We start from the raw sequence: 22,340 nt of genomic DNA, 5'->3' as shown, positions 1-22,340 counted from the left end.
CGACCGACCTACTTCTTGCAGGAGATTGTGACGATGAGTGAGATCCTGGTTCTGGTCGACCACGTGGACGGCGCTGTCCGCAAGCCGACTCTGGAGCTGCTGACCCTGGCCCGCCGGCTGGGCGAGCCATCCGCCGTCGTGCTCGGCGCCGGCGATGCCGCCGCGGACATGGCCGCCAAGCTGGGCGAGTACGGTGCCGCCAAGGTCTACGCCGCCGACGCGGCCGAGTTCGCCGACTACCTGGTCGTGCCGAAGGTCGATGGCCTGGAGCAGATCGCCAAGGCCGCGTCCCCGGCGGCCGTGCTGATCACTTCCTCCGCCGAGGGCAAGGAGATCGCCGCCCGCCTCGCGCTGCGCATCGGCTCGGGCATCATCACGGACGCGGTGGACGTCAAGCCAGGCGACAACGGCCTGGTGGCGACACAGTCGGTGTTCGCCGCCTCGTTCACGGTGGACTCCACGGTGTCGCACGGGATACCCGTTATCACGGTGAAGGCGAACGCGACCAGCCCGCAGCCCGCCCAGGCCGCGGGAACAGTGGAGAACGTCGCCATCACCTTCTCCGACGCGGCCAAGGGCACCAAGGTGGTCTCGCGCACCCGGCGCCAGTCGTCGGGGCGTCCGGAGCTGACCGAGGCCGCGATCGTGGTCTCCGGCGGCCGTGGCGTCGGCTCCGCGGAGTCTTTCTCCGTGATCGAAGAGCTGGCTGACGCACTCGGTGCGGCGGTCGGCGCCTCCCGCGCAGCAGTGGACGCAAACTGGTACCCGCACTCCAACCAGGTCGGCCAGACCGGCAAAACCGTCTCCCCACATCTCTACATCGCAGGCGGCATCTCCGGCGCCATCCAGCACCGCGCCGGCATGCAAACCTCCAAGACCATCGTCGCGGTCAACAAAGACCCCGAAGCCCCGATCCTCGAGCTCGTCGACTTCGGCGTCATCGGCGACCTGTTCGACGTCGTCCCCCAGCTCACCGTGGAGATCAAGACCCGTAAAAGCTGAAGTGACCGGCTCTTGGACAGGTGCGACTCCGAACGAGCCGGCCCGATCCCCGGTGTCCAGAGCGCGGACGAGGTCCCGGGCATCGGCAAGGCGCAGCCGACCTGTCTTCGTCAGAGCACGGCCCTCGCTCCCGGCCCACCCGGCCAGTCCCGCCAGCGGCCCGATCAGCGGGACCGCGGCGGCCCGCTCGCGCAGCACGTCCTCCTCCGGCAAGGCGACCGGCATCTGCGGTTCGGCCCGTTCCACCTGCGCCGGGCCGGCCGTCATCCGCCGGGTCATGATCGCGTCGAGGACATCGCGGTCGTGGGGAACCTTCTCGCGCCGGCCCGCTCGGCAAACCGTGTCATCGCCGCCTGGTCCATGATGTCCACACCCTGCTCGGCGGCGGTGACCGTCCAGAACTTCGCCGGCCCCCAGCGGGTACGGTCCGCCATCCGGGCACCGAACTCTCCGGCCGCCCGGCTCACCGCTCGCTCCAGTGCCCTCCGGCCCTCCCCGCGGGGGATCGGTAAGTCCGACCGCGTCGAGGTACCGCGTCAGGGCCAGCAGTGACCCCGGTCCGCCGGGTACCGGCTGCCCGGGCAGTATGGTCAGCGTCCGCGGCAGCCAGTCCAGGAGGAACTCCTCCACATGGACCGTCTGCCACAGCCCCAGTCGGCCGTCCACCGTCCCGTCGCGGCGGTAGTCGAGAGCTGATTGCACAACGAACGCGTCCGCCACGTCATCGTGTTCCCGCCACCACTCCGCCACCCGGCCCGCCAGGGTCTCGGCAGCGGCCTCGAACTCCACGCTACCGGGCAGAAGCACACCCCTGGACACCCACAACAACGGTTGCCGTCCCGTTCGGGCGGATCCAGCCCACCGGGCCGCCACACAAGCACCGAACGGAGCCACCTCGAATTGGTCCCTACTCGGAGGTCGTGCCCGAGGCCATCGGGCAGGCAGCACACTGCTGCCGAAGCAACGGACACCGATCTTCATCCGTTCGAGTCAGCCTTTGCTCCGGTCCGTTGACGGCAACTCGCAAGCGGTCCACGGTCGACATGCCGGGCGAGCCCAGCGGCAAGCAGGAGGTGTCGATGATGACAGCCGACGCGCCGCCCGCCGTCCCAGCCTCTGATACCGCGGCCGGGCAAGGTCCGCTCGCGGACTGGGCCTGCGAACCCCGGCAGCGGCGGTTCCGATCCTCGTCCCCCGAGCTGCCCGGACTTCGGAGAGAAGCCGCTCTCCTGCAGCATGATGCCCATCCGCGAGCGCACGGCAGTGCGTCGCGCGGGCTTTGCCCCAAGACGCGGACGGTGCCCGACTCGGCTGGCCGGTGTCCCTCGACGACTTCGAGAGCCGAGGTCTTGCCTGCGCCGTTCGTGCCGAGCAGTGCGTAGAACTCGCCACGCCGCACCTGGAACGACAGGTCCTTCACGGCATGGAAATCGCCGTAGCGGACGTTGAGCTTCGTGACCTCGATGACTGTGGACATGCCTCGATTCCACCGGCCGTGACGCACTCCAGGTAGTGGCTTCGCATCACGTCCGCGCCATGACATTCGTGGCAGGCGCACATGACGCAGTGTCACTGGCATATCGGAAGCTCCGCACGGATACTGGCTGAACGATGCCTGAAATTACCGAGGCGACGACACAGGGACGGCTGCGACAGCTCAACCTGATCACGCTGCTCCCGGTGATCGCTGTCGGTGGAGTTCTCCTGGTGGCGCTGGACGCCGAGTCCTGGTCGGACGCTGTGGTCCTGGGCCTGGGTGTAGTCGCGGCACTGATGGCCCTGGGCGGCAGGCAGTCTGGCCCGGGTCGCCGTGCCGTGCCTGGTCCTCACCGCGGGCGTCTGGCCCTTCGGTGTGCTGGTGGCCGGTTCACGATGGCGGTGATGCGGCCGGGCGGAGCAGGAACTGCGCGAGATCTACTCGCTCGTCAGCGACACCATCACCCATACCAAGGAGCTCGTCTACGCACAGCGTCGACTCAACCTCCCCGCTGAGCTGGAGAACGCGAAGAACCTGTTCGAGGCCGCTGGCATCAAGGTGGACATCCGCCGCACCGCGTGCACGCACAGTCGCGCGGGCGAGCTGCTCGGCCAAGTCCTGCGCGAGACAACGACCAACATCCTGCGGCACGCTCAGGCCCGTGAAGTCCGGATCACGTTGTCCGAGTCAGGCATCAGCATCGTCAACGACGGCGTATCAGACAAGCCGCTCTCAGAACTCAGCGGTCTCGCCGTTGTCGAACAACGCGTGGTCGACAACGGGGGAAAGCTCATAGTGAACCAGGAGAACGGGCATTTCCTGACCGCTGCCGACTTCCCGTCACCTGGTCCCGAGGCACAGGAGGCCCGATGAACCACCATCGTTCTCGCCGACGACGAGGCACTCTTGCGCAAGGCACTCGCGGCGCCGCTACCGCTCGAGGGCGACATCGCTGTGCGCGCCGAAGCCGCGGACGGCGAGGACGCCGTCCGCGCCGCCCCGCGGTACCGGCCCGACGTGCTCGTCATCGACCTGGAGATGCCCGGCGTCGACGGGCTCAGCGCCGTCGCGGCGATCCGCAGCGTCCGGCCGGACCAGGTGATCCTCATGCTGACCAGGCACGCCCGGCCAGGGGTACTGCGCCGGGCACTGAAGCTCGGTGTCCAGGGATTCGTCAGCAAGTCCGCTGAGCCGGCGCACATCGCGTCCGTCATCGCCAGGCAGCTCCGCCTCGCCGAGGGCACCGTCCGCAACTACCTGTCCAATGCGATGCGGAAGACCCAGGCCCAGACCCGGCACGAAGCGGCGCGGTACGCCCGCGAACACGACTGGCTGTGACCACACTTGGCGAGCGAAGGACCACGAAGCGACTGTTCGCGTGCCGAAGTCGGCCGACGACCAGCCCTCGACGACGCCGATCATCCGGTCCGATGAAACGGACCGCGCCCGCACTCAACCCCCTGCGTGACTGCCGCCCCGCGGTGACACCGCCTTGGGCAAAGCCTTGGATGCACCCGTGTTCAGCGTGACAAATGCGCGAAGCACGCTGAGAACGGCGGCAGTGACGTACATCGATGTTCCGGGTCCTCATGAAGATTTGCGCGACTCGTCAACCGAGTCTCCGCTGCACCGGCTGGGCCGAAGTCCAGCAGTGTGGCGCGCCAACCGCCTCTACTTGTTGTCGTGAAGCGGCGGTACCGGGTGCTTGCTCATGATCGACACGCGATTGAACGCGTTGATGGTGATCGCGACCCAGATCGCGGCTGAGATCTGGTCCTCGGAGAGAACCTGCTGGGCGGCCTCGTAGGCGAGTGTCTGGGCCCCGGCGTTCACCGGATCGGTTACGGCCTCGGCCAGCGCCAGGGCGGCGCGCTCCGAGGGACTGAACAGGCCGGTGTCCCGCCATGCGCTCAGGATTCCGAGTCTCTGCGGTGATTCACCGGCGCGCAGGGCCGCTCTGGTGTGCACGTCGAGGCAGTAGGCGCAGCCGTTGAGTTGCGACACGCGGAGGTTTATGAGTTCCACGGTGGTGCGGTCGAGCCCGGCCTCGGAGGCCGTTGCTCGGACCGCCTCCGAGACCTGCACCAGGGCATGGAAGGCCTTGGGGCTCTGTTTGTCGATGAAGATCCTTCGGGGTGGGGAACTACAAGTGCGGTCGCTCACGTCGGGGCCTCCTTCGGGCCGCACTCAGCGCGGCCTGCGTTCGTGCGGACACTGTGGCCATCGGCCCGCCTCCGCGACATCATAGTTGATGCGACAACCAGATCGAGTGGGAGGTGCTCCCAATGAGCGGTGTGAATCGTGAAGTCACTGGTCACGGGTCTGGTGTGCGTGGGGTTCGGGGTGCTCGTGCTGGTCGTGGGCGGATGACTTCGGCGAAGATCGTCGGTCATCGGGAGACTTCGCGGTTCGTGAGGACCAGCAGGGCCCGGACCAGGGCGGTTGCCCATGTCGGGTCGGTGCGGGCCTCGCCGAGGACCCGCCGGCTCTTCAGGCGGGCGAAGCCGTGCTCAACCGGCCCCTCTCACGGCCGCCAGCGCCTTGTTGGACAGCTTCCGACCTCGCGTCAGGGGCCTTTTCCGGGCGGCCTTGTAGCCGGTGATCAGCGCCGGGTCGGCGTCAAGATCGGTGTCGTCGAGGCCGACGAATCCCAGGTCTGCGATGGCCCCGGATCCGGCCGCCCGCAGCTTGGCGGTGAGCTGGTCGTGGCGGCAGGCGGTGATGTCCGAGATGCGTCCGGGCCGGGCCGCCGAGACCCAGAGCAGTCGGCCCCGGTCGTCGGTGAGCGCGATCACGAGCAGGCCATGGCACATGTGCTTGCCGGAGTAGTTCTTCCGGTTCTCCTTCCCGGTCCTGCGCCGGGTGCGGATCAGCGTGCCGTCCAGCAGTACGACTCCGCCGCTCTGTCGGGTGATCTTCTTCAGGGCGCGGTCCGGGCGTGGGGCGCGGGCCGCCAGCAGGCCGACGACTTCCCTCACCCACCGGGTCACGGTGGTGCGGTGTATCTGGTTGCCGCCGGCCAGGTCGCCGGGCCGCTGTAGTACTCCAGTCGCGTTTATGACGCGTGTCCGCGTCGCTGGTAGTGGTGTCGGCGGGCGGTGTGCTGGTGTCTTCGTCGCCGGCGTGAGCGGCGCAGCCGAGCACAGGACGACTCCTTCAGCTTCCGTTCGCGGCCGAGCGCGGTGGCTGCCGTGCCTGGTTCCGGAACTGCGCGGGCGATGAGCCGACCACGCGGCGGAACGCGGTGCTGAACGCACTCTCGGACTGGTAGCCCGTGGCCCGTGCGAGCTCGGAGATCGACAGAGTGTCGCGGGCGAGGGCGTCGCGCGCGAGGCTCATGCGCCATTGGATCAGGTACTCCAACGGCGGGACACCGACGTGGCTCTTGAAGGCCCGGGCGAATGCGGAACGCGACATGTGGCTGATCTCGGCGAGCTCCTTGAGGCTCCAGGAGTGGGCCACGTCCGCGTGCACGGCACGCAGGGCGGCACCGATGCCGTCCTCGTTCAGGGCGCCCAGCCAGCCGGTGGGCCGCTCTGTCTGACCGGCGTGAGCACGCAGCATGTGCACGAGCAGGATCTGTGCGAGGTGGTTCTGCACCAGCGGGCCGCCGGCGGCAGCGACCCCGACCTCGGTGGCCAGGAGATCGATCAGCTGCGCGAGCCGCCTGCCATGAGGATCGGCCACGCGGACGATCACGAGCGGCGGCAGAAGATCGGTCAGGACGGCCGCGTTCCTGTCGTCGAACGCGATGTGCCCGACGCAGAGGTAGAGGTCCTCCTCGGACTCCGGGCCGATCCGCACGAACCCGTCTTCCGCACCCGCCCACACCGGCTCCGCAGGGCGCGGGCTTGCGTCGAGCGTGCTGGCCAGCACGTAAGGCGGCGGGTTGCCCAGCATGAAGGTGTCACCCTCCTGCAGGGGCACCGGCTCGTGCCCTTCGAGGATCAACCAGCACGTGCCGCGCACGAGGCCCCCGATCCGCACATGCAAGAACGTGTCGAAGCGCAAAGCCCAGTCTCCCGCGGCCCGGAGACTGGGTCCGATCACCGTGCGGGGCCGGAGCAGGCCGATCGCGTCAGCCACTGGATCCCGAAATCCAAGCACCGACGACACCTCCGGGACGATACGTAAAGGAATCCGGACTCTGCATCATGGATAGTATCTCCGTTCTCTCGCAGTATCGATGTCGAACGGATCGGCATCGAGAGAGTGATGGAGACACCCACATGGGACATCTGGAAGGCAAGACGTCGGTGGTCACCGGGGGCAGCGCCGGTATCGGCCTGGCCACCGCCGCACGGCTGGCGGACGAGGGCGCGTACGTGTTCGTCACCGGCCGACGCGAGTCCGAACTGGAGGCCGCCGTCAAAACTATCGGAGCAGACCGGGCCACCGCGGTCGTCGGCGACATCTCGAAGCCGGAGGACCTGGACCGGCTCTACGAGGCGGTCCGGGCGCGAGGCAAGGGTTTGGACGTGCTTGTGGCGAACGCGGCGGTCGGTGCGTTCGTGACGCTGGAGCAGACAACCGAGGAGCACTTCGACCAGACCTTCGCGGTCAACGTCCGAGGCACGCTGTTCACCGCGCAGAAGGCATTGCCGCTGCTCAACGACGGAGCCTCGATCGTCCTCGTCGGTTCGACTGCCGGCGACCGTGGAGTAGAGGCGTTCGGCGCGTACGCGGCGTCGAAGGCGGCCGTCCGGTCCTTCGCGCGGACGTGGTCCACCGAGCTCAAGGGCCGTGGCATCCGGGTCAACGTGGTCTCGCCGGCATGGATCGAGACTCCGGGGGGGACCGCCGCCTTTGGCGACGAGGAGACCGCCCGGGCCATCAAGGAGCAGGTCGCCGCGACCGTGCCCAAGGGCCGCATGGGCCAGCCCGAGGAGGCCGCCGCAGTCGTGGCCTTCCTGGCCTCGGACCAGAGCAGCTACGTCGTCGGCGCGAACATCTACGTCGACGGAGGCGAGAACCAGATCTGAGCAGGCACCACACGGTGGGTGGCATCTAAAGCGCCCCACCCTCCAATTGGTTGACGCGTCAAGCAAATGCGCAGATGGTTGACACCTCAACAATCGGTCTGCGCAGGAGCCCACCATGTCTGATCTCGCCTTCGGTCTGGACACATTCGGAGACGTACCGGAGGACGACTTCAGCACCCCGGTGTCCTACGCGAAGGCCATCCGCCAAGTAGTCCAGGAGGCCGTACTCGCGGAGGAGACCGGCGTGGACGTCATCGCACTCGGCGAACACCACCGCCCGGAGTTCGCGATCACCACCCCGGAGACTGTGCTGGCCGGGATCGCCACGCGCACCAGCCGGATCCGTCTGAGCTCCGGCGTGACCGTGCTCAGCTCCGACGATCCGGTCCGCGTGTTCCAGCGGTTCGCAACCGTGGACGCACTGTCCAACGGCCGGGCCGAGGTCATCCTCGGACGCGGCTCGTTCACCGAGTCGTTCCCCCTCTTCGGATACGACCTCGCCGACTACGACGTGCTTCGGTCATCCGCACCGCGCACTACGGATCCCGGTCACCGCGGCTCAAGCCGCCGCGGCGGCGGACGTCGTCATCCTGGCGCTGCCGCTCGGCAAGTACCGCGCTCTCCCCGTCGATGCATTGCGGGGCAAGCTCGTGATCGACGCCATGAACTACTGGTGGGAAGTCGACGGCATCCGCGAGGACCTGACCGACCCGCTGACCTCCTCCAGCGAGATCGTGCAGGACTACCTGGCGGATTCACGGGTGGTCAAGGCGTTCAACCACATGGGCTACCACGATCTGGAGGACGGGGCCCAGCGTCCGGGAACGCGCGGACGCAAGGCAATCGCGATCGCCGGTGACGATCCGGATGGCCTCGCCACCGTCGCGCGCATAGTCGACGCAGTCGGCCTCGACCCCGTCATGGCCGGACCCCTGGCCGAAGGGATACGAATGGAACCGGGCACCGGGCCGTTCGGCGCCAGCGTGGGCGCCGAAGAACTGCGTGCGATGCTTCTCCGCTTTCCGGGGTCGGGGCGCGGAAAGAGCGTACGGATAGCTCGAACGTGGTGAACTGCTCTTCGAGCAGCGCCATGGCCTGCTCCGGGCGGCCCTGCGCATCGGCCATGAGCGCCAGCGGCAAGGCCCCACATTGCGGACAAGTATCGTCAGATTGCCGACCTGCCCTCCGCCCTCGGCCGTGTAGCGATCCTCAGGAGCGAGGCGAGTCGCATCACCTGAGGCTCAGGATGACACACGTTCCATGGGGTGAATCCCAAGTAATCGTCACAAGAGAAGACGAACGGCTGCTCACCGGCCGGTACGTCACCGGCAAGTCGGTGCCGGCAGTGTCTCGATACGGCGTTGGTGAGCAGCATGGCCCCACTAAGACCCGGGCACAGTGGATTGCGCCAGCGCTCGTCAGATCGCTGAGGTCGTGATACTGGGCCTCGATGAGGACGTCATCATCTCAGGGGCGGGGAATGTTACGCAGGTTGGCGCGGGCCAGGTCGAGCATCTTGCCGACGCCCCCGTCGAGCACTGTCCGGCCCGCAGCGAAGGCGAATCCCTTGATCTGGGCGGCCGAGATGTGCGGCGGGATCGACAGCGCGTTGGGGTCGGTCACCAGGTCGACCAGGAACGGTCCGTCGTGGGCGAGCGCCCGCTTGAGTCCCTCGACGACATCCCCGGGGCGCTCGATGCGGATCGCCTCGATGCCCGCACCGCGGGCGATCGCCGCGTAGTCCACCGGCTCGTGGTCGGTCTCGTGTTCGGGCAGCCCCTCGACCAGCATCTCCAACTTCACCATGCCCAGGGAGGAGTTGTTGAAGACGATCGTCTTCACCGGCAGATCGTGCAACTTCACTGTGAGCAACTCGCCCATCAGCATGCCCAGTCCACCGTCACCCGACATCGATATCACCTGGCGGCCGGCGTAAGCGAACTGCGCGCCGATGGCGTGCGGCAGCGCGTTGGCCATCGTGCCGTGCAGGAACGAACCGATCACCCGGCGCCGCCCATTGGGGGTCAGGTAACGCGCCGCCCAAACGTTGGACATGCCGGTGTCCACGGTGAACACAGCGTCGTCAGAGGCGAGTTCGTCCAGAACCGAGGCCGCGTACTCAGGGTGGATCGGTGTGTGCCGCTCGACGTCGTGGGTGTAGGCGGAGACCACCGTCTCCAGCGACTTGGCATGCTTGTGCAGCATCCGGTCCAGATAGGTACGGCCCCGCTTCGCCTCGACCAACGGCAGCACAGCCCGCAGCGTCTCCCGGACGTCGCCGTGGACCCCGAGTTCCAGCACCGTACGACGGCCGAGGCGGCCCGCATCGTGGTCGATCTGCACGGTCCGTGCCTGCGGCAGGAAGTCGTTGTACGGGAAGTCGGTGCCGAGCAAGACGACCAGATCGGCCTCGTGCATTGCGTCGAAGCAGGCGCCGTAGCCCAGCAGACCGCTCATGCCCACGTCGTACGGGTTGTCGAACTGGATCCACTCCTTGCCCCGGAGGGTGTGCCCGATGGGGGCGGCAGCCTTCTCGGCGAGCGCCATGACCTCGGCGTGCGCGTCCCGCACTCCCGCACCGCAGAACAGCATCACCTTCCGTGCCGCGTTCACCTTCTCGGCCAGCGCCCGAACCTGCGTGTCCGGCGCGACGACCCGGCCGCGCTCAGTGACCAGGTCACTGCTTCCCGTCGGGTGAGTCGCCTCGTCGTGCGCGACATCACCCGGTATCACCAGGACTGACACCGCGCTGTTGCCAAGAGCCCGCTGCATGGCGATTCGCAGAACCCGGGGCATCTGCCCGGGAGTGCTGATCATCTCGCAATAGTCGCTGCACTCTGTGAACAGCCGTTCCGGGTGGGTCTCTTGGAAGAAGCCGGTGCCAATCTGGTGGGACGGGATGTGCGAGGCGAGTGCCAGCACGGGCGCACCGGAGCGGTGCGCGTCGTACAGTCCCTGGATCAGATGCGTGTTTCCGGGGCCACAGCTTCCGGCACACACCGCGAGCCTACCGGTCAGATGTGCCTCCGCTGCCGCAGCGAAGGCGGCGGCCTCCTCGTTCCGTACATGCACCCACTCGATGCCGTCGGTACGGCGCACCGCGTCGACCACCGAGTTCAGGCTGTCACCCACCACACCGTAGATCCGCTCCACGCCCGCCTGGCGCAGGATGTCCACCATCTGCTGGGCCACGGTCAGATTCCGCATCGCCGGACTTCTCCCCTCGGGCTGCACACCTGTCTCAGGTGACTCTCGACAGCCAATATAGTTGACAGATCCACCTGCGGCCGCGGCCGACGACGATCGCACATCCGCCAGAGCTCGCTGGGGCTACGGCCACGCCGAGCCGGGTAGATCTTCGGGGTTGCCAGTCGCCCGACCCGGCGGATCGTGCTGCGCGGGCCCAGACGTCAGCGGGTACGGCCGCGGGGCTTGAGCGGGGTCACCGGCAAGGCGGGCGCGGGCAGTGGCGAGCCGTCGTAGCCGTACACCGTTCCGAAGCGGTCACCGGACGTCCACGCCTCGCGTCCCTGGGCGATCTCCTCCTGGGTTCGTCCGATGAGGTTCCACCACATGATGATCTTCTCCTCAAACGGCTCTCCCCCAAGCAGCAGCAGCCCCGAGTCGCTCAGAGCACGCAGCGGCAGCTCGGAACGTCCGGAGCCCAGATAGAGCATGGAGCCGGGGTCGAGACGCACCCCGTCGACCTCGGTGGCCCCGGACATCGTCAGCACGGCGTACTCGAAGTCCGGCTCCACGGGCAGCCGTACATCCGCGCCTTCGGCGAGTGCGAGGTCGGCGCCGACCAGCGGTGTGTACGTGGTGCCCGGCGAGACCGTGCCGTCCAGTCCGCCCAGGACGACGGTGGCCTTCAGCCCCGGGGCCGTGACGACCGGCAGGTCCGCGTGGTGCTCGAAGGCGGGCGTGGTGTGCCGGTAAGCCTCGGGCAACGCGACCCATAGCTGGGCACCGTGGAGCAGGCGGGGGTGCGGCACGGCGCTCTGCTCAGCGTGCGCGATGCCCCGTCCCGACGTCATCAGGCCGAGCTCGCGAGGGTGCAGGGTCTGCACGCTGCCAACGCTGTCGCGGTGCAGAACCTCGCCCTCGTGCAGCCAGCTCACCGTCTGCAGGCCCATGTGCGGGTGCGGTGGCACCTGCATGCCGGGCTCGTCGGCGATGTCATCGGGGCCGAAATGGTCGACGAAGCACCAGGCGCCCACCATCCGCCGCCCCAGATTCGGCAGCAGTCTACGGACGACCGTGGCGCCCAAGCTTGCCTCGCGCGGGTTCAGCAGTTCCCTGACGGGCCGCCCGGACACGTCGGCCCGGCCCCCGCACTCACGGAGACCGGGCTGGAGGTCGAGGTCACTCATGACGGCTGCATCCTTTCTGCGGCGGCGGGCCGCGGTAGGGGGTTGTGCCGCGCCGGGTGTTCAGGCGCGGGCACGATGGGCGTTTCACCACGTACCACCCGCGTGACGGGGGCCCGGTCGGCGATCCGCAGCAGCCGTGCACGCCGGCCGTCGTCGAGGTCGCCCGCCAACTCGATGCGCATCCGATCCGGAACTGGTGGCGACAACGGCAGCGACTCGTACGCAGACGGGCTGGACGGCATCGGACATCTCGGTCTGCTCCGTCTGCGGCACGGCCCGCCTCACAGCCCGAACCGCGCCCGCTGCCCCTGCGGCACCAGGTCGGTGTACTCCAGGTGCTTCCCGATCCAGCCACGGATGAAGGGGCAGAAGGGAAGCACTCCGAGCCCTTGCACCCTGGCCGCGTCGAGGGCCGCACGGGCGAGTACGGTGCCGAGGCCTCGGCCCTCGAACCGCGGGTCGATCTCCGTATGAATGAAGGCGATCTCGTCCTGGTACCGGTGGTACTCGGCAAAGCCGGCGAGCTCGTCGCCGTCGAAGACCTCGAAACGCGATCGTCCGGGGTTGTCCGCCACGCGAGGTTCCATCGCTCCTCCTCGGGATGGTCGCTGCGTCGTCGTTCCTCCGCACGAGGAGGAGACTTCCGCGGCAAGCCAACCACTGACTTGGTTGACTAGTCAACCGATGCTCGCACCGGCGGCCGCGCGGCACCTGCCTGCCGCGTGATGGCGACCGGAGAGGTCCGTGGAGACCTTCAGCTTGCGGGGAACCTCCCAGGCGGTGATGCCCGTACCGGCCAGGGTCGCGGCAACCTCCCACGGGACGTAGGCCGGGTTGGCGACCAGTGCGGTGGGGTCGGCGAGCGCGGACTGCGCGCAGGAGAGGCGATGGAAGCCCCCAGCACCTCGCCACCGACGCTGAAGGCGGTCACGCCCTCGCCGACCTGGTCGACCACGCCGGCCACGTCGGAGCCGAGACCGCCCGGAAGGCCGAAGGGCATCACCTGGCGCATGCAGCCGCGCAGGACCTTCCAGTCGATTGGATTGACGCCTGCGGCCCGTACCGTGAGCCGTACCCGCCCGGGGCCCGCGGTGAGCGGCGGAACACAGCTCACCCGCGCACGGTCAGATGCCCGGTGGAACTGCGGGTGATCGCGGTTGGCCGGCCGGAGTATCTGTTCCGCCGTCCACGAGTTCGTACCGCAGCGCACCCGAGGGACAGCGCCGCACCACTTCAGCCAAGCGCTCGGCGGTGGCCTTGTCCGGCTGGATCCACGGGCGCTTCGCCGTGTCGAACACCTCGGGCAGACCCTGGACGCATTCGGCGGCGTGCAGGCAACGCCTGGCCTCGAAGGTCACCGTGATCGACTGCGCCTGGTACGCCTTCTTCTCGGATCCACCGCTCATACCTGCCTCCTTCACTGCCGTGCTCGGCTCTTCAGTCACTGACCTTGCTGCGGGACTGGTACAGCAGGTCCTGGTACTCGGGGTGCCGGCTGATCCAGCCCGCGAAGAAGGGACAGGTGGCCAGCACCCGCAGGTTCGCGGCGCGTGCCTCGTCAAGAGCGGTGCGGACCAGCGCGGACCCGACTCCGGCGCCCTCGTACTCCGCCTCGACCTCGGTGTGCACGAACGCGACGAGTTCCGTCGTACGGATGTATTCCGCGATGCCCGCCACCTTGGGCCCTCCATCGACGCGGGCCTCGTAGCGCTTCGCCTCGGGCACGTCGCTCACTTCGACCGTCATGTGTCCTCCTCGTGGATCTGAACCCGCTGAACTCGACAGAATCCCGTCAGCCAGGACATCAGCCTAACCCCATCAGGTTGATGCATCAACTTAAAGCTCGGCGAGTACGCTCATACCGCAGAGCGAGCACGGGCACCGATCCCGGCACCTTCCGGCTCGCACACCAGGGCGGGCTCTGAACCGAGCCATCTTGGGCGCGACGGACGCGGCCTCGCCGTGGGCTGCATGGCCGCCACTGCGAGTAGATGAGCTGTCAACGATTTCGTTAGACTGCCCCCATGGACGCACCACCGCGCTGGCTCAACCGGGAAGAGAAGGCCGCCTGGGACAGCTTCATCCGCATGCAGGAGACCCTCATCGGACGGCTGTCCCGCCGCATCCAGGCCGACTCCGGAATGTCCGCCTCCGACTACATCGTGCTCGTCAGCCTCACCGAAAGAGGCGACGGGCGAATGCGCTTCTTGGATCTGGCCAAACTCGTGGAGTGGGAGAAGAGCCGAATGTCCCACCAGGTCACACGGATGGCGAAACGCGGGCTCGTGGCCAGGGAGGAATGCCCCGACGACGGACGCGGAGCATTCATCGTCGCCACCCCGGCCGGCTACAAGGCGATCGAAGAGGCCGCGCCCCCGCACGTCGAGCACGTCCGCCGCCTGTTCATCGACGCCCTGACCCCGAACCAGCTCAGCACACTCGGCCGGATCTCCAAGCGTGTCCTGGACCATATGGAGAAGCAGCCGGACTGACCGGGCGAGGGGACGCGACTGCTTGGATCATGGAAGGTAGCCCTGCGCCATCCGTCGAGGGCGTCCTGGTGCGCGGGCCGTTCTCACCAGGGACTCCGGCGACTCCGCAGCCGCCTCGACAGGTGACCCGCCGATCCGGAGGTCGCGACCGAAACCGGCGCTCAACCCCATGCGGGACCGCAGCCCGACGGAGACATCACCGGACGGCCATAGCGATGTACACGGGGTTTTCCTCCACTCTTCCCACGCCGGAGCAGGAAGGGCCCGGGGTCATCTGATCCATCAATCAAAATCCTACGACGATATAGTTGACTTGTCAACCTCTGACTATCAAGGCAGGAGTAGCCGCACCCGGCATCACGCTCACCGCCCGCAGCGTGACTCAGGAGGTGCGACCGGCCTCCGGCGCGCCGACCGCTGCTTGAGTAGTTACCAGGGCTGCGCGGACCCGCGGTGGCAGACGTGGACCTCGCAGCCCAGTTGCCGGGAGAGTGCCCTGGGCACGTGGATCGATCGAGGCTGGCGGATTTCCTCCGGCGCCGCCGCGCCGCTCTGGTTCCGGACTGGCCGTCGGCTCGCCGGGTTGTCGGCCTGCGTCGCGAGGAGGTCGCCGAGCGCGCCTTCATTTCCACGGACTACTACACGCGGCTCGAGCAACGCCGCGGGCCGCGCCCGTCCGAGCAGGTGACGACTGCGCTCGCGAGCGCGCTCCAGCTCACCGCCGACGAGCGAGACCACCTGTTCGCGCTGATCGGGCACAACCCCACCGATCCGCACCACCGGCATCAGTGGAGGTGGTCGTCGAGTGCGGCCCCGGGTGTCTGCCACAACCCGGAGCTGACCGGCACGACCACACAGGGGCGCTGGACGAACTGGTCGACCGATTGGCCAGAAGATGGACGAGCCATGTGAGCAAGGTCGGCTACAGCGTCGCTCTACTTGCGCAAACTCGGCACCCAAAGTCTGTTCGCCCAGCACTTCGGAGCCAACGGCGGCACCCTCACCGGGGCCGTCCACCAAGTCCAGCCACTCATGGCCGAGCACTGGTACACGATCTTGCGCCCTCGACAATCAGGTTCCAGAAACCCGCTGACACCACGCTCCTCGCCAACAGCAGCCCCACGAAGACCAAACCAGCATGTTGACCCTCAGCGGGTCCTTGAGGAGTGATGCTAATATAGATGATAGGTCAACCAAATGAGGCGGGTCGGTCAGCCGACCATCCCGCATTCGGCCCGCTGCCCCCGCGAACCAACGATGGTCGCCAACAACGACACCTCGGGCGGCGCTTCGAAGCAGGCCCAGAACCTCGTCCCCCGGCGCAACCAACAGCGGCAACCCTATGGTCCATTACCGCGCCACACAGGTCGAAGACCAAGTCAAGGCCGCTTACCGATCACGTGCCGCGTCAGGTGAACGTGCCGACGAGGTGCGCGTGGACTGATGCCGCTGACGGCGATCCGAGGAGGGTGGATTCGCCGGCCCGGCCTCCCGCCGTCCGCCACAGTATCTGCCTGCGTAGGCGCGAAAGCGGATAGTGGTCGATGCCGGTCGAAAAGTAGCCACGAAACACGCAGAATCTGATACATCGAGCGCCGAATCCCACAGCGATCCAGGAGGAGAAAGTAAATGGGGTACATTACTGTAGGTCATGAAAACAGCACGCAGGTCGAGCTCTACTACGAGGATCATGGCGCGGGTCAACCCGTTGTCCTCATTCATGGATACCCACTGAACGGTCACAGTTGGGAGCGGCAGACGCGAGATCTCCTGGCCGCCGGATACCGCGTCATCACCTACGACCGCCGAGGCTTCGGCAAGTCGTCGAAGGTGGGCTCCGGGTACGACTACGATACGTTCGCGGCGGATCTCAACACCGTGCTGGAGACGCTCGACCTTCGTGAAGTCGTCCTCGTAGGCTTCTCGATGGGTACGGGCGAGGCCGCCCGCTACGTTTCGCTATTCGGGCATGAGAGGGTGGCCAAAATCGCCTTCTTGGCTTCACTGGAGCCTTTCCTGGTCGCCCGCGAAGACAACCCTGGAGGTGTGCCACAGGAGGTGTTCGACGGGATCGAGGCAGCGGCGAAAGGCGACCGGTACGCCTGGTACACCCAATTCTTCTCGGACTTCTACGATCTTGAGGAAAACCTCGGAAGTCGGATCAGCCAGGAGGCCGTCACCGCGAGTTGGAACGTGGCGACGTCGAGTGCCCCCGTGGCAGCCTACGCGGTCGTTCCCGCTTGGATCGAAGACTTCCGCGCCGATGTCCAAGCGGTCCGCGACAGCGGCAAGCCCACCCTGATCTTGCACGGCACATCTGACAAGATCCTGCCCATCGATGCCACCGCTCGCCGCTTCCGACGGGACCTGCCCGAGGCGCGGTACGTGGAAATAGAGGGTGCCCCGCACGGGCTGCTCTGGACGCACGCCGATGAGGTCAACTCGGCCCTGCGTTCCTTCCTCGGCTAGCCCCGACCTTTCGTGACGGTCCGCCGACGGAGTCGGCGGACCGAGCATGGTCGCCTCGCGGTCAGTGGAAGAGATCGGCCTGGCCGTTCGAGGCGGTCAGGCCGCCATCGACGGCGATGTGCGTCCAGACGCCCGAACCGTTCGGCCACCCCGTCCATGAGTGCGGTGACGGCGTCCAGGTCGGCGACGTCGCCGACCCACGGGTGCGTATCGCGCCTGTCCGGGCCGCTCTCGATAACCTGCCGCAAAGTCGATTCGGTACGCCCCACCAGCACTCACCTTGCCTCGGCCCTCGCCCAGGCGGCGAAGAACCTCGCGGAGCGACGGCTCACCGACGCCGAGCCGTCGCCAGCGATGCTTGCCCGGGAGTTGAACGTTTCTGTGCACGCCACTGCTGGTCACCGCGAACGCTATTCGCATGCCGGATTCGTAGGTCAGTCACTCCCACCTGCAACTGGCCAAGGTCTACCGAGAACCTCTTACCGACGAGCTGAGCCGGCAACTCACTGCGGGTGCAATGTATTACGAAGGCTTCGCCGCTTGGCAAGCCGGGAGAGGCGGATGACCGATTGTCTGATCTCACGACGCCTCGGTCGAGCGGACGGCGGGCCCGCGCCTCCGCCGAATCCGCGGAACTCGCCCGGCCCCGGTTGCCGCAGGAGCGGAGGGAGGACTGGCAGTCACTGGTCATCCTCGCGCACCTGGTCGAAGCCGAGCTCGAGCGACAGACTCGGCGCGACGCCGGCATCCCGCACAGCCACTTCAAGATCCGCGCGTTGCTCGCCGGTACAGATCGGCACACCACGGGTCTGACCCGACTGAGTCGGGCACTACGATTCCACAAGAGCCGCCTGTCACATGCGCTCCGCTCACTTGAGGCCGACGGATTGCTCCGCCGCGAGGACACCCCGAAAAGGGCCGTGCCTACCAGGCCGTCCTCACGCGGCGTGGCCTCGACCTCGTGGAGCGGGTACTGCCGTTGCAGGACGTCTTCGCCTGGGACACGGTGCTCGCCGACCTCAGCGCGACCGAGGTTACGCACCTGCGCACCCTCGCCGAGAGGATCATCGCGAACCTGGACGACCGGCCAGAGTGACCCGTGTCCGGTGCCCACATCTACGTCTGGGTCGTGGCGCTGTCGCCTCCGGATCACGTGGGTCACGACGCAGTGCCGCAGCCTCACGTCCCTGGGCGACGTGTTGACGCATGAGTCGCTCAGCACGCTTGCGGCTTAAACCAGGCCGTTCGCGCGTTCGCGCGTTCGCGCGGAGCTCCGGAGTGATCCCCATGACCCCGTACGTCTTCCACGTCTTCCCGAACTCGGTTCGGACTTTGGGAATCCGCCCGGTGAGCACGGCGGCGGCGACCCTCCAAGGGACCCGTGACGCATGCCTCAGGCGGGAGATGGCGCGTCCACTTTGGAGTCCGGTCGCCTACGTGGGCTCGGGTACGGACGACGGATCGGCATCTAGTTGACGCATCAAGTGTCAATGACTAACGTAGGTGACACGTCATCCACTTGATCGGGCGAGCCGTTACTGATGCCGCGAACCGTCTCGATACTGCGGCCGAGCCCAGTCGTGACGCGATATCAGCCGATTCAGCGTGGTGGTTGACCGACTCGGCTTCAGGGGTGCCTGCGCGGACGCGCACGGCCGTATTCCGGCGTCGGGATCGACAGCGTCCGTCTGAGCACTCTGAACACGCAGATACACCCACGCAGATACACCCACCCGGAGAGGGACCCCATGAGCAACAAAGCAAAGTCCGGACTGCAGGCGCTGCTGACGCCCGAGGAGAGCGTCGTCGTCCTGATCGACCACCAGCCGTTCCAGTTCGCCAACCTGAACAGCCACGAACCCACGATGATCGTGAACAACTCTGTCGGCCTCGCCAAGGCTGCCAAGGCGTTCGACGTGCCGACCATCCTGACGACCGTGCTGGAGGAGCGCGGCGGCTACCTCATCAAGGGGCTACAGGACGTGTTCCCGGAGCAGAAGCCGATCAACCGCACGTTCGTCAACACCTGGCAGGACGAGCGCGTCGTCGACGCCGTCAAGGCGACCGGCCGCAAGAAACTGATCATCGCCGGGCTGTGGACGGAGGTCTGTGTCGCGATGCCCGCGATACAGGCGGCGGGTGAGGGCTTCGAGGTCTTCGTCGTCACCGATGCCTCGGGCGGTGCCTCGAAGGAAGCTCATGACATGGCCGTGCGGCGCATGGTCCAGGCGGGAGTGGTACCGATCACCTGGCTGGCCGTGATGAGTGAGTGGCAGCGCGACTATGCGCGTGAGGAGACGGTCCCGGGCTTGACCGAGATTCTGCTTCAGCACGGGGGCGCCACCGGCGTCGCCTTCACCTGGGAGACGCAGCTGCTCGCCACAGGACGCGCCGGAAGCGACGTCTGACATCGCCGCGGGACAGGCTCCCGTCCGCATGGGGTACTGCCTGTCGGTGTTCCTACCTGGACGACTCGATCGGCCTGGCACAGGCTATCCGATCTCACCACTACCGGCCGAAGATGGCCGGAGGTGCCATGATCGGCCCGCAGAAGATGCAGGTGATCGCTCAAGCCGTCGAGGCGACCGGCGGTTTCACCGACGAGAACCTCTCGGCGTACGCGCGGGAGACAACCTTCCCGACAGTCATGGGTGATGTCCGGTTCGGTGTGAAGGGTGAATGGCCACAACCGAGGTTTCTGCAGGTCCAGTTCCAGGGAATTTCCGGCCACGAGCTCGGTCAGTTCCAGAACGGGTCACGGCAAATCGTGGTGTCGCCACCGGACTCGTCCTCCGGAGACCTCATTTTTCCCTACGCGGAACCTCTCACCGCTGAGTAAGGGGGTCAATCACAGTCATCGAGACGGGTCGCCACATTTTCCGGCGGCCCGTCTCTGCTCAAGTGAGGCATGCCTTCTCAGTGGCTCGGTAGTCGTCTGTCGGAGCGGCCTTCATACCGCTGGCAGTGCTGGTGTACGCGACGAGCGCGACACCGGCCGTCCTGGCGGTGTCGAGCACCTTCCTGTGCACCGCACAACTGCCGGACCTGGCCTCGGCCGACGTCGATGGGGTCACCCTCGACCTGAAGGGTGCCAATATTCCGATCAGGCTGCCGAGCTGGGCATTTCCTGTGGATGGTAAAGCAGTCGGAGTAGCGTGGTGGGGTACTCGTTGAGCAGTCCTCCAAACGCCTGGCGGCGCCTGACGGTGCCGGCAGGCAGGGGGAGCCCGGGTGCCGGCTTCAGCCCCGGCCACTGTGAGGGCTTGGGAGTGCTTTCAGAAAGCTGGGAGTCTGCGGGCCAGTGGCAAAGGCCCGCGGTCTGAATCTCTATTGATCACGTCAGCACCAGACGGCCGGATCCCCGCTCCCGGGCGCCACCAGCCGATGACGAAGTCCGACCACCACCGCAGCACCACCAGCCGCCCCGGCGCATCCCACCCTCTGCCGACCACCGTGTGGACCCCTGCCTTGAATGAACCGAGCGGGCTCTCCACCCCCGGCGGAGTGCTGCCCGGCTGGGCGTTGGACAAGATCCGCGCCGAGTTCACGCACCGACCCGATCACCCGCCCGCGCGCCTGATCAAAATCCACATGCGAGACACCGAACCCGGCATGGACACCCGGACCCGCGTCACCTACATCGCCGCCCCCGCCGACCGCAAAGCCCCTCTCTACCAGGCTTTCGGCCTCACGCTCACCTACAACATGAAGAAGCGGGTCGTGACCGTTGAGTCACGACCCGCATCCGTATACGTAAAATCGTAGTAAGTGTCCGAGGGGGGACTTGACCCAAAACCCCAACCGGTCGTGTTGCGGGCCGACCTGGCCCTTCACGGCGGAGCGCCACTGATCGCAGAGCCCCAAGTTCGCTGTGAAGATGCGGATCCTGGCGACCCTGCAGCGGAATGTCCCGGCGGACCAGTCTGGCCGGAGGGGGCGGTCTGATGGCTGACCGGGAGTGGACGGACGCCCATGCTCGCCCGAGTGGCTCCATCGAACGGGCGATCACGCTCCGCGGGGTAACAGCGATCATGGCTGCAGTGGTCGGGCTCACGTTCTTGTTCGGGTTCGGGAATGTGTGGACGTTGGCGCTGCGGTTGGGTGTACCGCCGTGGGTAGCACCTCTGGTGGCTCCGGCAGTTGATCTGTCGGTGCTGGGGCTGCTGCTGGGCACCCGGTACCTCGCGCTGCACGGCGCGCGTCCGGAGCAGCTCCGCCCGGCGCGGCGCCTACTGGTTGTCTCCAGTGTGATGACTCTGGCGCTGAACGTGACGGATCCGCTACTGGCCGGCCAGTCGGGGAAAGCTGCTTTTGATGCGGTCGGACCGTTGCTACTGATCGGTTGGGCAGAGGTCGGTCCGGGCCTGCTTCAAGCGATCAGCGGCGTCGGGGCAGAGGAGTCGGCGACTCTGGGACCAGATGCTGCCACGGAGGGCCCTGCGATTCATACGGTCGTCGGGACGGAGCATGCGCATGCCGAGGGCGCATGTTCCCCACCTTTCGAAAGTCTTGATCAACAAAGTGACCCCGAATCTGACGAGGGCGATCTCCTGCAGCGCGCGCGGCGCGAGGACGCTCGGCATTGGGAAGCGCATCGACGTCCGATTTCAGCAGAGACGTTGCGGAAGCGCCTTCATGTGGGAGCGGCAAGATCCCGGATGCTGGTGGCCATGGTGCGCGCGGACGACTGCGACCGCATGAAGGCTGAGGGGATGCCTCACGACGCGCCAGGTTGATCGACTCGTCATAGTGGCGTCGCTGGTGCGGGCGAGAAGGTTCGCGCGATGGATGGGCCGGGGCGGAGGGGCCGACTCTTGATACAGGTGTGCTAAGCGCACCCCCCATGAGGTAACAGGAGAGACGGAACCCGGCGTACAGGCCGACTCGTCCGCCACCAGGTCTCTGACCGGGGGGCATACCCTGTTCAAGGCGCTCGGCCAGGCCGCCGTACTTCCCTCTTTTCTTCTGCTCCGGCGTCAGTTACGCGATCACACCCATCATGCCCGCGAAGAGATTCATTACAGCATGCTCTACTTCGCCAGTGCCGATCATGTAGCCGATGCTACAACAAAGAATCAAAAGAAGGATGATCGTAAAGTCGGGAGGAAATTCTCCACCTGGTCGCAATGCAAATGCCGCCATCGTGCTACCTCTCGGTTGCCCGCAGAGCTACGGAATTCGACTATCCGAATGCTGCTCGCGAGAGTCGCACAACATGGTGGTCGAGCATTCTGGCAACGGCGAGCGCTACGCAGATTGGGCGAGTAATGGCACTCGTAGGGGCCAACAATGTCGTGGTAACGGCCTCCTGCCTGTGCGAGGCGAGGAGGGGCTGAAAGGTAAGGGGATACCTGCATGATCGGAGCCCCGCTCAATCGGCGGGCCGCGTCCTGCTATCTAGCCCTGCTGCATACGATCAGATTTTCGAGGAATGGCCGTAGATGTTGTTAGAGCGCTGCCTCCTTGATCGGCCGCAGGTCGATTCATCGCCCCCATTTGACGTCTCTGTCCGGGTTCTTGTAAATTCCAGGATCTGTCAACGGCG

At 66.7% G+C, this 22,340-nt stretch carries 25 protein-coding genes and 2 pseudogenes; 17 read left to right on the top strand and 10 right to left on the bottom strand.

Annotated features, from left to right (window positions below; translation table 11 throughout):
- Positions 1-33 precede the first annotated feature (33 nt).
- Together ACK1X7_RS37465 and ACK1X7_RS37460 are read left to right on the top strand one after the other, a co-directional pair.
- A complete protein-coding gene (locus ACK1X7_RS37465) occupies positions 34-1,002 on the top strand; it encodes an electron transfer flavoprotein subunit alpha/FixB family protein (RefSeq protein WP_385146110.1) in 969 nt (322 codons plus the stop codon).
- 12 nt (positions 1,003-1,014) lie between these two features.
- Entirely contained in the window at positions 1,015-1,554 is a 540-nt protein-coding gene (locus tag ACK1X7_RS37460; RefSeq protein WP_413116299.1) for a hypothetical protein, read from the top strand.
- 355 nt (positions 1,555-1,909) lie between these two features.
- On the opposite strand, the gene ACK1X7_RS37455 is transcribed toward ACK1X7_RS37460, so the two are convergent.
- Positions 1,910-2,479 (bottom strand): ATP-binding cassette domain-containing protein, encoded by a 570-nt coding sequence (locus ACK1X7_RS37455; protein WP_413116298.1) that lies wholly within the window; start codon positions 2,477-2,479, stop codon positions 1,910-1,912.
- Between the two features lie 558 nt (positions 2,480-3,037).
- On the opposite strand from ACK1X7_RS37455, the gene ACK1X7_RS37450 reads away from it, so the two are divergent.
- The gene (locus ACK1X7_RS37450; RefSeq protein WP_413116297.1) at positions 3,038-3,352 is read left to right on the top strand and encodes a hypothetical protein; all 315 of its coding nucleotides are present in this window, start codon (positions 3,038-3,040) and stop codon (positions 3,350-3,352) included.
- Positions 3,353-3,358: 6 nt separating this feature from the next.
- Positions 3,359-3,817 (top strand): response regulator, encoded by a 459-nt coding sequence (locus tag ACK1X7_RS37445; RefSeq protein ID WP_413116940.1) that lies wholly within the window; start codon positions 3,359-3,361, stop codon positions 3,815-3,817.
- A gap of 333 nt (positions 3,818-4,150) precedes the next feature.
- Here the strand turns inward: ACK1X7_RS37445 and ACK1X7_RS37440 are convergent, their stop codons facing one another.
- From ACK1X7_RS37440 to ACK1X7_RS37430, 3 genes are all read right to left on the bottom strand, one after another.
- Positions 4,151-4,642, bottom strand: coding sequence for a carboxymuconolactone decarboxylase family protein (locus ACK1X7_RS37440; protein WP_413116296.1), 492 nt, complete (start codon positions 4,640-4,642; stop codon positions 4,151-4,153).
- Between the two features lie 347 nt (positions 4,643-4,989).
- A complete protein-coding gene (locus tag ACK1X7_RS37435) occupies positions 4,990-5,469 on the bottom strand; it encodes a transposase family protein (protein WP_413116295.1) in 480 nt (159 codons plus the stop codon).
- Between the two features lie 166 nt (positions 5,470-5,635).
- Positions 5,636-6,565: an AraC family transcriptional regulator gene (locus ACK1X7_RS37430; protein ID WP_413116294.1), complete on the bottom strand. Its 930-nt coding sequence runs from the start codon at positions 6,563-6,565 to the stop codon at positions 5,636-5,638.
- A 143-nt stretch (positions 6,566-6,708) separates the two neighbouring features.
- Here ACK1X7_RS37430 and ACK1X7_RS37425 point away from each other — a divergent pair, with 143 nt between their 5' ends.
- The 3 genes and pseudogenes from ACK1X7_RS37425 (at position 6,709) to ACK1X7_RS37415 (ending at position 8,531) form a co-directional block, all read left to right on the top strand.
- Entirely contained in the window at positions 6,709-7,461 is a 753-nt protein-coding gene (locus tag ACK1X7_RS37425; protein ID WP_390795707.1) for an SDR family NAD(P)-dependent oxidoreductase, read from the top strand.
- A 115-nt stretch (positions 7,462-7,576) separates the two neighbouring features.
- Positions 7,577-7,978: pseudogene (locus tag ACK1X7_RS37420) on the top strand (LLM class flavin-dependent oxidoreductase); the annotation flags it as partial.
- Between the two features lie 25 nt (positions 7,979-8,003).
- Positions 8,004-8,531 (top strand): NADPH-dependent F420 reductase, encoded by a 528-nt coding sequence (locus ACK1X7_RS37415; protein WP_413116939.1) that lies wholly within the window; start codon positions 8,004-8,006, stop codon positions 8,529-8,531.
- A 397-nt stretch (positions 8,532-8,928) separates the two neighbouring features.
- Here the strand turns inward: ACK1X7_RS37415 and ACK1X7_RS37410 are convergent, their stop codons facing one another.
- From ACK1X7_RS37410 to ACK1X7_RS37385, 6 genes are all read right to left on the bottom strand, one after another.
- Complete coding sequence (locus tag ACK1X7_RS37410) at positions 8,929-10,668, bottom strand: pyruvate dehydrogenase (protein WP_390795705.1); 1,740 nt, start codon at positions 10,666-10,668, stop codon at positions 8,929-8,931.
- Between the two features lie 203 nt (positions 10,669-10,871).
- A complete protein-coding gene (locus ACK1X7_RS37405) occupies positions 10,872-11,834 on the bottom strand; it encodes a pirin family protein (protein WP_398158635.1) in 963 nt (320 codons plus the stop codon).
- Between the two features lie 281 nt (positions 11,835-12,115).
- On the bottom strand, positions 12,116-12,421 hold the full coding sequence (locus tag ACK1X7_RS37400) for a GNAT family N-acetyltransferase (protein WP_385146098.1): 306 nt from the start codon (positions 12,419-12,421) through the stop codon (positions 12,116-12,118).
- A 167-nt stretch (positions 12,422-12,588) separates the two neighbouring features.
- Positions 12,589-12,948: an alcohol dehydrogenase catalytic domain-containing protein gene (locus ACK1X7_RS37395; protein ID WP_390795704.1), complete on the bottom strand. Its 360-nt coding sequence runs from the start codon at positions 12,946-12,948 to the stop codon at positions 12,589-12,591.
- 10 nt (positions 12,949-12,958) lie between these two features.
- Positions 12,959-13,240, bottom strand: a complete 282-nt coding sequence (locus tag ACK1X7_RS37390; protein ID WP_385146094.1) for a (4Fe-4S)-binding protein — start codon at positions 13,238-13,240, stop codon at positions 12,959-12,961.
- A 31-nt stretch (positions 13,241-13,271) separates the two neighbouring features.
- Positions 13,272-13,580 carry a GNAT family N-acetyltransferase gene (locus tag ACK1X7_RS37385; RefSeq protein ID WP_385146092.1) on the bottom strand — a complete coding sequence of 103 codons (309 nt, stop codon included), beginning with the start codon at positions 13,578-13,580 and terminating at the stop codon, positions 13,272-13,274.
- A gap of 278 nt (positions 13,581-13,858) precedes the next feature.
- On the opposite strand from ACK1X7_RS37385, the gene ACK1X7_RS37380 reads away from it, so the two are divergent.
- The 10 genes and pseudogenes from ACK1X7_RS37380 to ACK1X7_RS37340 all read left to right on the top strand — a co-directional run bounded on the left by ACK1X7_RS37380 (position 13,859) and on the right by ACK1X7_RS37340 (position 21,531).
- Complete coding sequence (locus ACK1X7_RS37380) at positions 13,859-14,326, top strand: MarR family winged helix-turn-helix transcriptional regulator (protein WP_385146090.1); 468 nt, start codon at positions 13,859-13,861, stop codon at positions 14,324-14,326.
- Positions 14,327-14,830: 504 nt separating this feature from the next.
- On the top strand, positions 14,831-15,238 hold the full coding sequence (locus tag ACK1X7_RS37375; RefSeq protein ID WP_413116293.1) for a helix-turn-helix domain-containing protein: 408 nt from the start codon (positions 14,831-14,833) through the stop codon (positions 15,236-15,238).
- 21 nt (positions 15,239-15,259) lie between these two features.
- A pseudogene (locus ACK1X7_RS48315) lies at positions 15,260-15,471 on the top strand (ISAzo13 family transposase); the annotation flags it as partial.
- Between the two features lie 484 nt (positions 15,472-15,955).
- Positions 15,956-16,795 carry an alpha/beta fold hydrolase gene (locus tag ACK1X7_RS37370; protein ID WP_385146086.1) on the top strand — a complete coding sequence of 280 codons (840 nt, stop codon included), beginning with the start codon at positions 15,956-15,958 and terminating at the stop codon, positions 16,793-16,795.
- 961 nt (positions 16,796-17,756) lie between these two features.
- Positions 17,757-17,891 carry a hypothetical protein gene (locus tag ACK1X7_RS37365; protein WP_413116292.1) on the top strand — a complete coding sequence of 45 codons (135 nt, stop codon included), beginning with the start codon at positions 17,757-17,759 and terminating at the stop codon, positions 17,889-17,891.
- Positions 17,892-18,543: 652 nt separating this feature from the next.
- On the top strand, positions 18,544-19,203 hold the full coding sequence (locus tag ACK1X7_RS37360) for a hydrolase (RefSeq protein WP_390795700.1): 660 nt from the start codon (positions 18,544-18,546) through the stop codon (positions 19,201-19,203).
- 128 nt (positions 19,204-19,331) lie between these two features.
- Positions 19,332-19,634: a hypothetical protein gene (locus ACK1X7_RS37355; RefSeq protein WP_385146080.1), complete on the top strand. Its 303-nt coding sequence runs from the start codon at positions 19,332-19,334 to the stop codon at positions 19,632-19,634.
- A 125-nt stretch (positions 19,635-19,759) separates the two neighbouring features.
- Positions 19,760-19,969, top strand: coding sequence for a hypothetical protein (locus ACK1X7_RS37350; RefSeq protein WP_413116291.1), 210 nt, complete (start codon positions 19,760-19,762; stop codon positions 19,967-19,969).
- Between the two features lie 210 nt (positions 19,970-20,179).
- Positions 20,180-20,560 carry a hypothetical protein gene (locus tag ACK1X7_RS37345; protein WP_413116290.1) on the top strand — a complete coding sequence of 127 codons (381 nt, stop codon included), beginning with the start codon at positions 20,180-20,182 and terminating at the stop codon, positions 20,558-20,560.
- A 179-nt stretch (positions 20,561-20,739) separates the two neighbouring features.
- A complete protein-coding gene (locus tag ACK1X7_RS37340; protein WP_413116289.1) occupies positions 20,740-21,531 on the top strand; it encodes a SpdA protein in 792 nt (263 codons plus the stop codon).
- Positions 21,532-22,340: the final 809 nt, after the last annotated feature.

This window comes from Streptomyces sp. CY-1, assembly GCF_047218265.1.
GTDB lineage: Bacteria > Actinomycetota > Actinomycetes > Streptomycetales > Streptomycetaceae > Streptomyces > Streptomyces niphimycinicus.
Note: the sequence above shows the minus strand (reverse complement) of the source record. Positions and strands in the feature narration are given on the sequence as shown.

Bases quoted from the DNA above. Each gene is read 5' to 3' on its own strand.
- ACK1X7_RS37465 (WP_385146110.1), top strand. From the start codon at position 34: ATGAGTGAGATCCTGGTTCTGGTCGACCACGTGGACGGCGCTGTCCGC.
- ACK1X7_RS37455 (WP_413116298.1), bottom strand. From the start codon at position 2,479: ATGTCCACAGTCATCGAGGTCACGAAGCTCAACGTCCGCTACGGCGAT.
- ACK1X7_RS37425 (WP_390795707.1), top strand. From the start codon at position 6,709: ATGGGACATCTGGAAGGCAAGACGTCGGTGGTCACCGGGGGCAGCGCC.
- ACK1X7_RS37410 (WP_390795705.1), bottom strand. From the start codon at position 10,668: ATGCGGAATCTGACCGTGGCCCAGCAGATGGTGGACATCCTGCGCCAG.
- ACK1X7_RS37405 (WP_398158635.1), bottom strand. From the start codon at position 11,834: ATGAGTGACCTCGACCTCCAGCCCGGTCTCCGTGAGTGCGGGGGCCGG.
- ACK1X7_RS37400 (WP_385146098.1), bottom strand. From the start codon at position 12,421: ATGGAACCTCGCGTGGCGGACAACCCCGGACGATCGCGTTTCGAGGTC.
- ACK1X7_RS37390 (WP_385146094.1), bottom strand. From the start codon at position 13,240: ATGAGCGGTGGATCCGAGAAGAAGGCGTACCAGGCGCAGTCGATCACG.
- ACK1X7_RS37385 (WP_385146092.1), bottom strand. From the start codon at position 13,580: ATGACGGTCGAAGTGAGCGACGTGCCCGAGGCGAAGCGCTACGAGGCC.
- ACK1X7_RS37380 (WP_385146090.1), top strand. From the start codon at position 13,859: ATGGACGCACCACCGCGCTGGCTCAACCGGGAAGAGAAGGCCGCCTGG.
- ACK1X7_RS37370 (WP_385146086.1), top strand. From the start codon at position 15,956: ATGGGGTACATTACTGTAGGTCATGAAAACAGCACGCAGGTCGAGCTC.
- ACK1X7_RS37360 (WP_390795700.1), top strand. From the start codon at position 18,544: ATGAGCAACAAAGCAAAGTCCGGACTGCAGGCGCTGCTGACGCCCGAG.
- ACK1X7_RS37355 (WP_385146080.1), top strand. From the start codon at position 19,332: ATGATCGGCCCGCAGAAGATGCAGGTGATCGCTCAAGCCGTCGAGGCG.
- ACK1X7_RS37345 (WP_413116290.1), top strand. From the start codon at position 20,180: ATGACGAAGTCCGACCACCACCGCAGCACCACCAGCCGCCCCGGCGCA.
- ACK1X7_RS37340 (WP_413116289.1), top strand. From the start codon at position 20,740: ATGGCTGACCGGGAGTGGACGGACGCCCATGCTCGCCCGAGTGGCTCC.